General features: G+C 45.3%; 10 protein-coding genes and 1 riboswitch. Of the genes, 2 read left to right on the top strand and 8 right to left on the bottom strand.

Annotated elements, in window-relative coordinates; all coding sequences use genetic code 11:
* Positions 1 to 18: 18 nt before the first annotated feature.
* Positions 19 to 1,359 carry a TrkH family potassium uptake protein gene (locus ACXHJ1_RS12085; RefSeq protein WP_016820036.1) on the bottom strand — a complete coding sequence of 447 codons (1,341 nt, stop codon included), beginning with the start codon at positions 1,357 to 1,359 and terminating at the stop codon, positions 19 to 21.
* 400 nt (positions 1,360 to 1,759) lie between these two features.
* Positions 1,760 to 1,912, bottom strand: a riboswitch (cyclic di-AMP (ydaO/yuaA leader).
* 261 nt (positions 1,913 to 2,173) lie between these two features.
* On the opposite strand from ACXHJ1_RS12085, the gene ACXHJ1_RS12080 reads away from it, so the two are divergent.
* A complete protein-coding gene (locus ACXHJ1_RS12080; protein ID WP_025365751.1) occupies positions 2,174 to 3,904 on the top strand; it encodes a CPBP family intramembrane glutamic endopeptidase in 1,731 nt (576 codons plus the stop codon).
* Here ACXHJ1_RS12080 and uvrC read toward each other — a convergent pair.
* From uvrC to ACXHJ1_RS12060, 4 genes are all read right to left on the bottom strand, one after another.
* Positions 3,873 to 5,963 (bottom strand): excinuclease ABC subunit UvrC, encoded by a 2,091-nt coding sequence (gene uvrC / locus ACXHJ1_RS12075; protein WP_457906116.1) that lies wholly within the window; start codon positions 5,961 to 5,963, stop codon positions 3,873 to 3,875. The genes ACXHJ1_RS12080 and uvrC overlap by 32 nt on opposite strands.
* Positions 5,964 to 6,122: 159 nt before the next feature.
* A complete protein-coding gene (trxA, locus tag ACXHJ1_RS12070; protein ID WP_010347861.1) occupies positions 6,123 to 6,440 on the bottom strand; it encodes a thioredoxin in 318 nt (105 codons plus the stop codon).
* A 125-nt stretch (positions 6,441 to 6,565) separates the two neighbouring features.
* Positions 6,566 to 7,513, bottom strand: a complete 948-nt coding sequence (dnaI, locus tag ACXHJ1_RS12065; RefSeq protein WP_016820033.1) for a primosomal protein DnaI — start codon at positions 7,511 to 7,513, stop codon at positions 6,566 to 6,568.
* 98 nt (positions 7,514 to 7,611) lie between these two features.
* The gene (locus ACXHJ1_RS12060; protein WP_013372881.1) at positions 7,612 to 9,129 is read right to left on the bottom strand and encodes a replication initiation and membrane attachment family protein; all 1,518 of its coding nucleotides are present in this window, start codon (positions 9,127 to 9,129) and stop codon (positions 7,612 to 7,614) included.
* A gap of 344 nt (positions 9,130 to 9,473) precedes the next feature.
* Between ACXHJ1_RS12060 and hemQ the strand changes: the two genes are divergently transcribed.
* The gene (gene hemQ / locus ACXHJ1_RS12055; RefSeq protein ID WP_025365753.1) at positions 9,474 to 10,253 is read left to right on the top strand and encodes a hydrogen peroxide-dependent heme synthase; all 780 of its coding nucleotides are present in this window, start codon (positions 9,474 to 9,476) and stop codon (positions 10,251 to 10,253) included.
* A gap of 189 nt (positions 10,254 to 10,442) precedes the next feature.
* Here the strand turns inward: hemQ and ACXHJ1_RS12050 are convergent, their stop codons facing one another.
* The 3 genes from ACXHJ1_RS12050 to ACXHJ1_RS12040 form a co-directional block, all read right to left on the bottom strand.
* Positions 10,443 to 11,609, bottom strand: a complete 1,167-nt coding sequence (locus ACXHJ1_RS12050; protein WP_457906115.1) for an ABC transporter permease — start codon at positions 11,607 to 11,609, stop codon at positions 10,443 to 10,445.
* Positions 11,606 to 12,943 carry an HlyD family secretion protein gene (locus ACXHJ1_RS12045; RefSeq protein WP_457906114.1) on the bottom strand — a complete coding sequence of 446 codons (1,338 nt, stop codon included), beginning with the start codon at positions 12,941 to 12,943 and terminating at the stop codon, positions 11,606 to 11,608. The genes ACXHJ1_RS12050 and ACXHJ1_RS12045 overlap by 4 nt, the downstream gene beginning before the upstream one ends.
* A 108-nt stretch (positions 12,944 to 13,051) precedes the next feature.
* Complete coding sequence (locus ACXHJ1_RS12040; protein ID WP_016820028.1) at positions 13,052 to 13,558, bottom strand: MarR family winged helix-turn-helix transcriptional regulator; 507 nt, start codon at positions 13,556 to 13,558, stop codon at positions 13,052 to 13,054.
* Positions 13,559 to 13,577 lie beyond the last annotated feature (19 nt).

Here is a 13,577-nt window from a genome sequence, read left to right as displayed (position 1 = left end):
ATCTACTCGAAAACTCCCTTACCCTATAATTATTTTACCTTCTGGATGACGATACAATTCCTTACCCTTTTTCGGTCCCAGTGCATAAGCTAGCGTGAGTGGACCCAGCCTGCCTGCAAACATCGTCAGAGTAATCACCAGCTTGCCTACAACTGTCAAATCAGGTGTAAGCCCCATGGACAGTCCTACCGTACCAAAGGCAGACACCGTCTCGAACAAGATCATCAGGAAATGATGATCTTCGGTTGCGGACAGAATCATCGTCACCCCAATTACGAACAGCAACCCCAGCAAGGTAATAGTCAAAGCCTTATAAATGCGTGCCTGCGCAAGTCGGTACCGGAACAGCACAATGTCTTCCCGTCCCCGCAGCATCGAAAACACCGCTCCAATGAGCAGAGCAAATGTAGTGGTCTTAATCCCGCCTCCAGTGGAGCCAGGCGAAGCCCCAATAAACATGAGTATGATGATAAAAAACTGCGTAGCCTGCCGCAAGCCTGCAATGTCCAGCGTGTTGGCACCTGCGGTGCGAGGGGTAACGGACTGGAATAAAGAACCCAGCAGTTTACCACCCCAATCAAGCGAGCCAAGCGTCTTCGGATTCGTAAACTCAAATACAAAAATGACAAGCGTCCCGACGACAATCAGAGCAGCTGTCATGCTGAGTACCACCTTGGTATGCAAGGACAGTCTCTTACGCTTGCGATAATCTGCCAGGTCAGACATCACTACAAAACCAATACCACCCGAAATAATGAGAAACATGGCTGTAAAATTAACAATCGGATCATATACATAACCTGTCAGGCTGCGAAATTCACCGAACAAATCAAAACCAGCGTTATTAAACATGGAAATGGCATGCCAGATCCCAAAATAAATCGCCCTGCCGACAGGCATATCAAATGACCAGCGAATCGAAAAAATAGCTGCACATACGCCCTCAATCATCAGCGAGTACCATAGCACCTTGCGGATCAATCCGACAATTCCTTCGACAGAGGTCTGATTCATCGCTTCTTGCAAAATAAGGCGCTCCCGCAAGGAAATCCGACGCTTGAACACCAGCGCGATCAAGGTAGCCATAGTCATAAAGCCAAGTCCGCCAATCTGAATCAGCGCAACGATGACAATTTGACCAAAGGTTGTAAAAAAGAGCCCTGTATCCTTAACGACAAGCCCAGTTACACAGGTCGCGGAAGCGGCAGTAAACAAAGCGTCTATAAACGCGAGTGGTTTTCCTGTTGTATTAGAGATGGGCAGCATTAACAATAAACTACCTATTAGAATGATAATGGCAAAGCCTGCAACGAATATTTGCGGTGGAGAAAGCCGAAGCCAGCTTGCATTGGGATTCATTTATTCATCACTTCTCCTCCTTGGTGAACTATGAGCATGGAGAACGCTCAGCTCATAAAATCACCAATTCTTTTCAGTTTCTTTTATAAATCAGAAAAGTATCCGCAAAGCGGGATACTTTTGCCTTTCAATACTCACTACACTTTATACGTAACTACCTCATGGAACGTTTGATGACTTTAAGGCGGGCAGCAGCGAAGCGGTCCATTTGAATCTGGAGAAGCGATAGCGCTCGCCTTTGACTCTGAATTTTACCCTTATCAAGGTCTAGAAAATCAAAAAAAATTCAGTGGCAACAGCGATTGGAAGATCAAATGGAACGCGCAGCGTCCTTAACTCAGCAAACTTTTATTCACACTTATACACACAAAAAAAGACACCGGAAAACCGAGTGCCTGACTTGGTTCCTGCCCACAGCCTACGAGGTTAGCTGACGGATTCGGGCAGCACAGTATGCCCTATTTACACTTCCGATCCATCAGGATCGGCTGTAAAATTCCCCCCAGTAACATGGTTCCCCCGTTTTCTCACAGAAATTCGGCTTAAATGTATGTCATTACCCATATATTTCATAGGCATTGCCTCAAGATTATAATCCTTCTCTATCCAGATCACAAAACCGATTTCGCCGAAAAAACGTGAAATTGGCTTTAATTTGCGATTGGGCATCGCTTAATCACAGCTTATCTAATTTTATTAAAACTTTAAAGTGCTTTCACTCTGTTTTCATGAATATCGCTGGTCTGTTGGCGGGAACCTGTGCAGTATGATATCTTTAATGGATGTTCTTATTTACAGATTAAGGAGGAAACTCATGAATCCTATCGGGAAACCGGTCGTGCTCACGGCCAACTTCAAAAAATTAGGCTTGCTGGGCGGGGTTGGCCTGATTTGCTTTTTTATCTTTCAATTGCTTATTCCCTCGCTTAGCAATCCAAGTCCGGAATCATTGATGAATGCAAAGGTCATCAGCAAACAAGAAGCGATCGTACACGCCTTGGACTTTGCCCGTTCCGAGCTGGGCTATACGGAATCACAGCCAGAGAAGCCTGTCGTGACCTATCAGGCTGAAACAGATTTGTACGGTTATTTATCCAGAGAAAAACTGCTTCAAGCGTACGATCGTACATGGAAAAAAAATTATCCTTATGAAACCTTTCGGGTTGATTTGCCTGATTCCTCAGCGAAGGGCAAGCTGCAAATTCATGTGGATTTATCCACTGGGAAGGTCGTTAGCTTTAAACGGATCACCTCCAGCACCAATTACACACAGGCTGATGTTTCTACAGATGAACAAGCACGAAGCAAGCTTGTACGTATAGCTGAGGGCGACATGACGCTTGAAGCCAAGGAACAGGCTGCAGCAAAATGGATCAAACGCTTTGGCTTTAAGCCATCGGAATTGAAGCTTGCGACCACTGAGGGGGAAGGTGGATTAAAATATACTGTGGACGAAAAGAAAATCGGCGCCTCGGTCCTTACGCTGGCTTTTACCTTTGAAGATGGGGATGTTCGCTCGTTTACCCAAAGCTTTGCTGCCCCTTCATCCTATACCGACTATGTTAAAAATCAAACATACTGGGCGAATTGGATGACTTATGCGGGTTATGCCCTATTTAGCTTTGTCCTGGGCGTACTTGCCATTGTGTATGCATCACTCACCCGACGACATACTTCATTTGTACGCGGTATTGTTCTGTCCATTGTTTATTTTATTGCTAGTATAGCTGGGACCATGAACATGCTGCCTTTATTACAAGCTGAAGCAGGCAGTAAGGGCATGCTTATATTTCTTATGGTATTCCAGGTCGGTGTTACCTTCTTCATGGCTGTAGCTCTCTACTTCTCCTTGGTTGGTGGTGACGGGCTTATGCGTCAGGTTGGACTAAATGCATGGCCACGGGCCAAAGAGCCGGGCTACGGGCTGTATGTGCTTCGCAGTATGTATGTCGGTTACTTGTGGGCCTTCATTTTACTCGGCGTACAATCCATTTTGTTCTTTGTATTGGAGCGTACATTTAATACATTCTCCACTACAGACGCCACGCAATCCCCTTACAATATGGCTTATCCATGGCTACTACCGATTATGGCCTGGATGGCAGGTATTGGAGAAGAGACTGTTTACCGTCTATTTGGTATTCCGATGGTAAAAAAAATAGTCAAAAATACGTTTGTTGCTTGTCTGATTACTACGCTTATTTGGGCACTGGGACATACGCTTTATCCAATCTATCCAGTGATTTCAAGACCTATTGAGCTGACTTTTCTTGGTTTGCTGTTTAGCTTCGTGTTCCTGCGTTACGGCTTTATCGCTGCCATGTTCAGCCACGTTATTTTTGACAGCATATTAATGGGGCTTAGTGTGATCAGTTTGGGAGACACCGTGAATGTGAGCGCAGGTCTATTCTGGATCTTACTTCCGGCTATTGTAGGCTACATCATTTACTGGTTTAGTCCTAAAAAACCTAATCGAATCATGTTTGAACCCGTGAAAAAAGAGGAGCCGTATTCTACGACTCCTCCTCCCGAAGGGCAGCTATAATCTGACGAGCAAGTTTATCCCCAATAGAGAGAGGCCGGAAGTCTTCGACGCTGGCCTCTCTTATTTTTTTGAGCGATCCAAAATGCTTAAGCAGCAACTTACGCCGTTTCTCTCCAATGCCCGGAATGGAGTCCAACTGGGAAGTTACCATAGATTTGCCGCGCTGCTCGCGGTGGAACGTAATCGCAAAACGGTGAACCTCGTCCTGAATTCGTTGCAGCAAATAAAATTCCTCGCTATTGCGCGCAAGCGTCACGGCCTCAAATGTTTCTCCCATCAGTAATTGGGAAGTTCTGTGTTTGGCATCTTTTACCAAGCCACACACAGGAATAAACAAGCCCAACTCATTTTCCAATACATCGGTTGCCGCTTTAATTTGTCCACGCCCGCCATCGACAATGATCAAATCGGGACGCTCTAGATTTTCCTTCAGTACACGTTCATATCGGCGCCGAATAACCTCACGCATCGTTTCATAATCATCTGGTCCCTGCACAGAACGGATCTTGTATTTTCGATACTCTTTCTTGGCAGGCTTACCGTCAATAAAGACGATCATGGCCGACACTGGATCGGAACCCTGAATGTTGGAATTATCGAACGCCTCTACCCGATGCAGACTATCCAGCCCAATGGCACGTCCCAGATTGCTTGCAGCTTTGGAGGTCCGTTCCTCATCCCGCTCGATCAGTTTAAACTTCTCATCCAAAGCAACACGTGCATTTTCCGTCGCCATCCCCGTCATTTGCTTTTTCAGCCCACGCTGCGGCACAAGTACCTTTACATCCAGCCATTCAGCCAGAGCGAGAGCTGCCGCCGTTGGGTCCTCTAATCCACCGGATAGTTGAGTTTCTGTTTCTGTTTCTGTTTCCTCGGTTTCTTGGTCACGAACTTGGGCTGGATTCGTTCCTTCTGCATAAGCTGCTCGTGCTTCGGCTACCCGCAGTGGGTCAGCAGAACGGTCTGACTCCGTTTGTGCTGCTCCCTCATCTGTAATGCTGGCAGTCTGAGCTGTGATCGCACTGTAAAGTTCAGTTTCTGCTGCAATCGGTTGATCGACATCAGTCGATTTTGCTTTCATCAGCTTAGGAGAATCCGGCAACAATATCTCCTGCGGTACTGCCGGGTTGTCACTGTAATATTGCGTCACATAGGACATAAAATCACTGTAAGCTTCACCGTAGAAAGGAAAAGTCGACATATGGCGCTCGATCATTTTACCCTTGCGGACATATAAAATCTGTACACACATCCAGCCCTTATCTACCGAAAAGCCGAATACATCTCGGTCCTTCGCATCAGATGTGGTGATTTTCTGCTTTTCCATCATCGCGTCGATGCTTATAATCTGATCGCGCAGCTCCTTGGCACGCTCAAAGTACAATTCCTCTGCGGCCTCCTGCATTTTACGCTGGAGGTCCTTTTTAATTTCCTCATGTCCCCCGCTCAAAAAGGAACCGATCTCCTGACTGATCTGATCATATGTTTCCTTCTCGACCTCTTTTACACAAGGTCCCAAGCATTGATGCATGTGATAATACAGACACACTTCTTTTGGCATCACACCGCACTTGCGTAACGGATACATACGATCCAGCAGCTTTTTCGTCTGATGTGCCGCGTAGGAATTGGGGTACGGTCCAAAATATTTCGCTTTATCTTTCAGAACGCGACGGGTTACCTCCAGCTTGGGGTGTGCCTCGTTCGTAATTTTCAAGTACGGAAAGGTTTTATCATCCTTCAACAGCACGTTATAACGCGGTTGGTGCTTTTTAATAAGGTTGCACTCCAGAATGAGCGCCTCCATATTGCTGCCTGTAACGATATATTCAAAATCACGAATATCAGCAACCAGTCGCTGCGTCTTGCCGTTATGGCTACCTGTAAAATAGGAACGGACCCGGTTTTTCAACACTTTGGCCTTGCCGACATAAATGATGGTGCCTTCGCTGTTCTTCATCAGGTAACAGCCTGATGCATCCGGCAGCAATGCTAATTTGTGCCGTATGTTCTCCAGCGCCTTCTCCTGGTTCTGCAAGTCCTCCGCATAGGATTTCATTCGCCCGGTTCCTCCTTCCATTCTTAATGACTGCTCAACTTACTACTTATATTATATAGGAATAATGCACAAAAACGCCCCCGGTATATATAACCGGAGGCATTGACTGTTCATGGCGCTCCACCAAGCCCCCGCAGGAGCATGGGTCACATTCCATGATTATTGGTGTTTAGTAAGCATGCTTTTCAATGCTTCTTTGGAGTTCAAACCTACCACTTTATCAACAGGCTGTCCGTCTTTGAAGACGATTAGGGTAGGAATACTCATCACGCCGAAACGAGAAGCAGACTCTGGATTTTCATCCACGTTCACCTTCGCGATTTTGACACTATCGCCAACTTCTGTAGACAGATCCTCCAGAATTGGAGCGATCATTTTGCAAGGACCGCACCATGGCGCCCAAAAATCAACCAAAACGGTTCCTGTGCCTTCGACTTCTGCGTTGAAGGATTGATCGGACACGTTAACAATTGCCATTGTATGTTCCTCCTTTATAGAAAAGTCAAGATTATTATAACCTGTAATGTCTGTTTCGACACCTTTTAATTATATCACAATAGTCTTTTAATTGTAAGATATCAAAAGAGCAGACGAATGAACACTTACCCTCGCTGATTTTTCCCCTTGACGGTAATGACATCCACAAAAGGACGAATCCGGTCCATCAAGCGTTGTCCCTTGTACATTTCCTCTCCGTCTTTGCTTGTAAAGCTAAGATGCTTCTCTAGCCCTTGCAGTGAATAATTAGAAGTATAAAAGGTCGGTTTACGGTTCATTCGGTAATTCAAAATGGAGCCCATTACATGATCCCGTACCCATGGACTCAAATTTTCAGCACCAATATCGTCAAATACGAGCAGATCACAATTTTTAAGCATTTCGGTCGTTTCCTTAAGCTTCTGTCCATCCTGAATCATGGACTTTAAATCCTCCACAAAATCAGGCATGTACACAATCACACCGTTGAAACCCGACAGAGCCAACTCGTGCAACAGATAGCCCATCAAAAAGGTTTTCCCCGTACCAAATGTACCTTCCAGATAGAGCCCTTTTTTTAATAAACCCTGACTTTTAGTTTCTTCAATATAGCGGAATACCTGATTTACTGCGGGCACGCGTTGCAAATCCTTACGTGCAATCTCAACAGCATTATATCCTTCCAACAACGCGCGCTCATCCACATAAAAGCTTTTAATTCGCTGACGTACTCGTTGTTCATGCTGGGAGGCAACTAGCTTGGCGCACGGGGTCCGAATGTCCACCATTTCCGCTGTTCCATTGGGATACTCCACGCCCAGCTTGCAAAAGTGACCCTGGAAGTCATTAGGACACTGTTCCAGTCCCGGACAGTTGTCGCAATTTCGACGATCCCGGGTATACTGAAAGAGCATGCTCATATTAAGTCGCAATTGCGTTTCGTCTACATCAGGATGCGCAGCACAAAATTCCTTCACCAGCGGATCATTTAGAACCTGATCGGCTACGCTACGAGTACGTTGGCGAAACGAAGGGTTCTGCATCTGCTGAAGCAAATCACCGAGTGATTCCAAGAATGCTCCTCCTTTCTAAAATGTGCAGAGTTATGGAGGGCGATTGACGCTTCGCTGCCGACCGCCATAAAGTCGACACATTATTGAATTGGCTTCCATTACACCTTTTTCTGTTTACCGGATTGCAGTCGTTCGGCCAGGCGAAGCAGTTCATCCAATTCCTCCTCGGATACGGATTCCTCGGAAGGCTGATCTTGTACGATCGGAATAGACGGCTTGGCAGGCCCATTGTTTTTGGCATACGTGCGGGATCTGCCCCCGGAGGAAGAAGCAGTAGACTGTTTTCCTTTTACCTTGGCTTGATCCCTTATATATTGAACGGCTTTTTCGTAAGTGTTTACCTGCTTTAGCAGCATGTTGGAGGCAACGGCCTCGACAAAGTTGCGGTTAATCCGCTGATCGCTCCCCGATACGAGCAGTGACATTAAATAATGGATCAGCACATTGATGACTTCACCAGGCAACTTATAGCTGATATCAATCTTCTCGAATATATCCAGCAGGTTACCAGGAACCGTGCCGGGGAAAAAGGTTTGCAGCAAACGACGATAAGGCTCGTTGCGCAGCATCATATTATATTGGTGAATGTCACACTTGGCTGTGAATTGTGGGGGAACCTCTACATAAAATTCCATTTCCACAGCCTGCTCTGCAGGCGGCTCTTCAGGTGTGGAAGTTTCCCTCTGGCGCAAGGCAACCACCTTGGCAGCCTGCACCTGCTGTTCCTCCTGACGCTTCCGTTCCTGCCTGGAGTGTTGGCTAGCCCGAAGCTGAAGCTCGTCGAGCAATAAATCGCCTGCTTCGGTAAAAATGCCGTCCTCATCCAGCAAGCGACTGATATCCTGTACAGAGAGATCAAATTTACGGACCACGTAATTGACCATACCCAGTTGCTCGTGTTCAAATCGAAGACGCTCCACGTGCTTGCGATTGGCGGATTCACGCGGAAAACGAAGAATAATATCTGCATAGTTCAATGCTTCCTCCGATTCGGACGCTAATGCTCCAGTCTGGCGGCTCGTGGATACTTCGGACAGCGCTTGTTCCAACTCATAATCTATAACATGGGTGTTCAGCTCAAACAGCTCATAAAACGGAACCGATATATTCTCTTTATTATGGGAAGATTGCGACCATTCGCTAGATTCCCTGCTCCACAACGATTCTCTCAGAGAAAGCACTGCAAACTTACCGATTTTATCTCTCAACAAAAGGGTAAGGTGCTGCGTTCTGAAAAATTCAGCAGGTGCGAGCGGTGGTTGCATCTCATATTCATACATATAATCGTCCGTTTCGGGCGCATACAACCTGGACGTCTGCAACAGACCGACAGCCTCCAGCTTGGAGGTCTGTTCAATCAAATACTTGCGTCCCTTCTCACTTGGCTCCAGTCCCAGTGTCAGAAAAAGTCGACGTTGCTGTTCCAACGGCGAATAACCAATCTGTCCGACTGGCACATGCTGGAACAACAGTCGATATAGACTGACCGCAAATGCGCCTACCATCGGCTGATAGACACTTCCCAGCATCAATTCATCCAGTGCGCTCAAACCAAATTCCCGATAAACGCAGTAGCGGTGGTTCTCAGTATAGTGCAGCAGGTTTTTCATCCGCATTCCGACATTCTTCCTTTCCTGACATAACGTTCTCCAAGATGTTTTTCTATTCTATCATACTTGCCCTCGGGTGGGACCAACAAAATAAGGGCAATTGTCCTCCTTTTTGGCAGCCGTATTCGTCCGAGTTCTTCTTTTTTCGAGAATACTAACTATTTTATGACTTTTGTGACCTGCATCATGGAAAAATAATATTCTTCACACTTCTTTCATTGGTGAAAAGCTCCAAATTGAGCTACAATATAATGGTTAAACATCACGTATTGGATACAGGAACGATATACGGAAGTACACATATTTCGGCTAAGCCGATTACATTTACAGATCGTAAAGGAGTGTAGATCGTGAATCAACATCAACCTCAACAAACCCCAGCAACACCCAACGAAGTAACCTCCACACTGGAAGGCTGGTACGCGCTTCACGATTTCCGGTCCATCAACTGGACGGCATGGAAAACTGCAGACGATGAAGAGCGCGCGGGAGCACTGGACGAGCTTCAAGAGTTTATGAAGGAATGGAGCGTTACCGAGGAAGCAGGTCTGGGCAGCTCAGCTGTCTATACTGTAGTCGGACAAAAGGCTGATTTTGTTATGCTACACCTGCGTGAAACGCTGGAAGACCTCAATAAATTGGAAAATGAATTTAACAAAACAACCTTCGCCAAATATACGACCAAAACTTATTCTTATGTAAGTGTGGTGGAACTGAGTAATTATTTGAGCAAGGAAGAAGATCCAATGCAAAATCCACAAATTGTCGCGCGCCTGAAGCCTGTATTAAACAAGGCACGTTATATTTGTTTCTATCCAATGAACAAGAAACGTGATCTGGATGACAACTGGTACATGCTTTCGATGGACGAGCGTCGCACCTTGATGCGCAGCCACGGTTTAATTGGACGCAGCTATGCTGGCAAAGTAAAGCAAATCATTTCAGGCTCCATCGGCTTCGACGATTGGGAGTGGGGCGTGACCCTGTTCTCTGACGACGCACTTCAATTCAAGAAGCTAATTTACGAAATGCGTTTTGATGAAGTGAGTGCCCGATACGGTGAATTCGGTTCCTTCTATGTCGGCAGCGTTTTGAATGAAGAAACATTTGAAGACATGCTCAAGCTGTAAGACGCAGACATCAACTCTTTACTGAAAAAAACCGAGGATTTCGTGAACTCCCACTTTCGGGACGACGGAATCCTTTTTTTATAAGATCTAAAACTATAATAGAAGAGAAAAGGCCCCCGCACGGGCGCCTGATACAATGTATTTTTTTTATGATTGCCCAGGTAATAAACCAAGGAATAATAGCTCAGATTATTGCATCACCGGCTCCACCACTACGGATGTATTCTCACTTTTCGCCAGCTTTCTTTTCTCCAGAGCAATCAAAATAAAGATAATAAGCAGCAAACCACTTAGTAAGACCAAAAAGCCTCCCAACTCGGGAATAAAATATTTTAAGCTCCCACCTTTGAAGCCCATACCTCTCAAAAACTTGAAATGCCAGGTCAATGGGAGAATGTTACTTACATATTGCAGCGATGGAGGCAGCATAGCCACGGGCAATTGAGCACCGCTCAGTAAAAACGAAGGCAGTATAATTAGCATGAGGCGTGAGGAAGCTTTTCCAGGATTCGCGGCATTCCACCCTAAAACCATCGCAAACAAACTCAACGTAATCGTGTATAGGAAAAATGGAATACTGAGCTGCCATACATTCGCTTCAAAGCGTAATCCCCCAATTTGCTTAAGTAAACCAATGGACAGGTAAAAGGACACACATCCTACTAACGCATACGGTAACACCCTAAGAATCAAGCTATACGAATGCTGAAGCTCCTCTTTTAATCTTCCTTGCTCCCGCAATCGCGGGACGATTGTCAGTACAGTAGCACCAATCAATGAAATCATGACCGTATTAATGAATCCCATAACCGAGGTCATCAAAGTAGCATTGGTAGGATTATATAACAGGCGCTGCTGAAGCAGCATATTAGAAGTAAGCCCTGTAACCTGGCTGTCACTCATTCCCATGCCCTTTAATCCACCACCAGCCAGCATCGCATTTTCCGTCGCCATAATCTCTGTGACTGCCGAGCGTAGATTTCCAGTAGCCTGACCTACCGTATTATCCACATAAAAACCGATGTTGCTCTGAACTCCTTTGATCCTATTTTCCTCCAACCCAGCCGGGAGGTAAATCACCGCAAAAAACTTTTCATTATATAAGAGTAAATTCGGATCGGCTTCATTCTCTTGCACATGGCGTACATCAATATACTGCGATGCATCTAATTTATTAATAAGCTGTCGGCTATAACTGCTATGATCTAAATCGACTACTGCTATAGAGGCATCGTTAAGCTGATTATTTTTAAAAACAAATCCAAAGGCTAGAGCTACTATGATAGGAACGAGCAGCATAATGAAAACCATCTTACCGCTGATCAACAGCTTCCATTCTTCTATAAACGCCTTCATTTCGTCACAACCTCTACCGTCATTCCAGGCAATAATTCAGATGTGCGCTGAACATCCACCCGTACTTGGAAGGAGCTTATATCCGACAGACCTTTGTCCCGACTCATTCTCATGTTGGTATACTGAGGAGCAGAAGTGATGTACCTCACCTTGCCTTGGACATCTTTATCTAAAGCTACAACGTGCGAAGTCACATTTCCCCCAGCTTTAAACTGTGACATGGAATCCTCACCCACATAAATATCGTAGTATAGCTGACTGGTTTCGATAACGGCGCCCGTTGCCCCCGTAGAAACGATCTCTCCCATTTTAGGTACAATACGCGACACCTTACCATCTGTGGATGCCTTCAGCACCATACGTCCCCGCTGTAATTCCAAAGTTTTGAGTTGAACACTTAATGCCTGCTTTTGTTGAGCCAGAAGATCCACATTGTATTCGCTATTCTTAACATCTTTTCGTGTTTGCGAGGTTTGAGTCAAGGCTTCCTTGGCTTTTTCTGTTTTGATACGAGCCTGCTGGCGTTCCTCAGCCGTTGCGCCAGCCTCCATTTTATCCAAAGCGGTTTGCTGCTGAGCGATCCCATTTCTAGCAATGTCCGATTGTTTGCTAGCCGCTGTAATCTGATTATTAGAAATTTCAACCTGATCCTTAGCTGTATCTAACACGATTTGGGCATTATCCAGTTGGTTTTTGGCGTTATCCAGTTCTGCTTTGGTTCCAGCTCCGGCATCATATAACGCTTTGATGCGCTTGTAATTCACATTAGCCAAGTCCAGAGCCTGTTGTCTGGATGATACTGTTTTTTGCGCGATTTCCGCATTCCTTTTGGCTGTCTCTACTCCTGTCAGAGCTGCGTCCAACGATTGCTGTGCTGCTTCAATAGCCAGCTTTTGTCTTAGAATATCCTCCGCACGTGTTCCTTGATTTAATAAGGACTCTCCTGCTTGCGCGGCTTGAATGTCCAATTGTCCCTGTTTTTCTGAAGTTGAAATTTTCTCCGACTGATTTTGCAGCCCTTCTTTAGCCTGTTTTATTTTCACATCAACCTGTGCGATATCCGTTTTTAATTTCTCGATTTGCAAATCAAGGTCTACAGGATCAAGAGTCATGATTACATCCCCTTTTTTCACCTGTTGTTCTTCCTTCACCTCAATCGTGTTTACTCTTCCCCCTACACCCTGAAAAGCAACATTCACGGTATCTGCCGTAAGCAGTGTGTTTTTTTGTTGGGCTGCCATACTCACAGCATCCTTGCCGCTCATTGCCATCAGCGTACCTCCAGTACCTAATGCGACAACAAGTAGCACGTACACAATGATCTTTTTATTCATTGCAACAAACTCTCCTTCATGATGATTTAACCAATGGTAGTTAATATAGACAAAAATAAATAAGGGACCTGATAGTACGACGTCTAACTATTTAAGCCAGGAAATTGATTATTCCCGTTTTATCCGCTCAAGTCCTGAGGAAAGCTTATATAATAACGTAGCAAATAGAATATGATCCTCCTGCGTAAATTCATTCATTAACTCCGAAAAAAGCTGGATGAACATCGGAATTTTTTCCGTCATTAACTGTTTTCCTTCGTCAGTCAAGGAGATCGCGGTCATACGTCGATCCGTCAGCGTACTTCTGCGGATGATGCCGTCCCGTTCCAGCTTATCAATTACGCTGGTTACTGTTGAACGAGTAACCCCTGAATATTCAGCCAGCTCTGATGGAGTCAATGCACGTTCATGTAAAAACAATGGCACTAAAATTTTCAGGTTGCCTACAGATAACCCATATTCCGAGAGTCTGGAAGACACTCCATTGTACACTTCATGTGCTGCCTGCACGAAAAGTACGAACGTATTCAACGATTGGGAGTCCACATTTGGAAACTTTTCAGTCAATAAATTTATTCTCTTGGGATCGGCATTGATTTTAAAATCAGAATTCAACGTGAAGCTCCCCCTCTAT

The organism is Paenibacillus sp. ALE2, assembly GCF_054113385.1.
The sequence above is the reverse complement of the archived record's forward strand: the minus strand, read 5'-3'. Positions and strand labels throughout refer to the sequence as shown.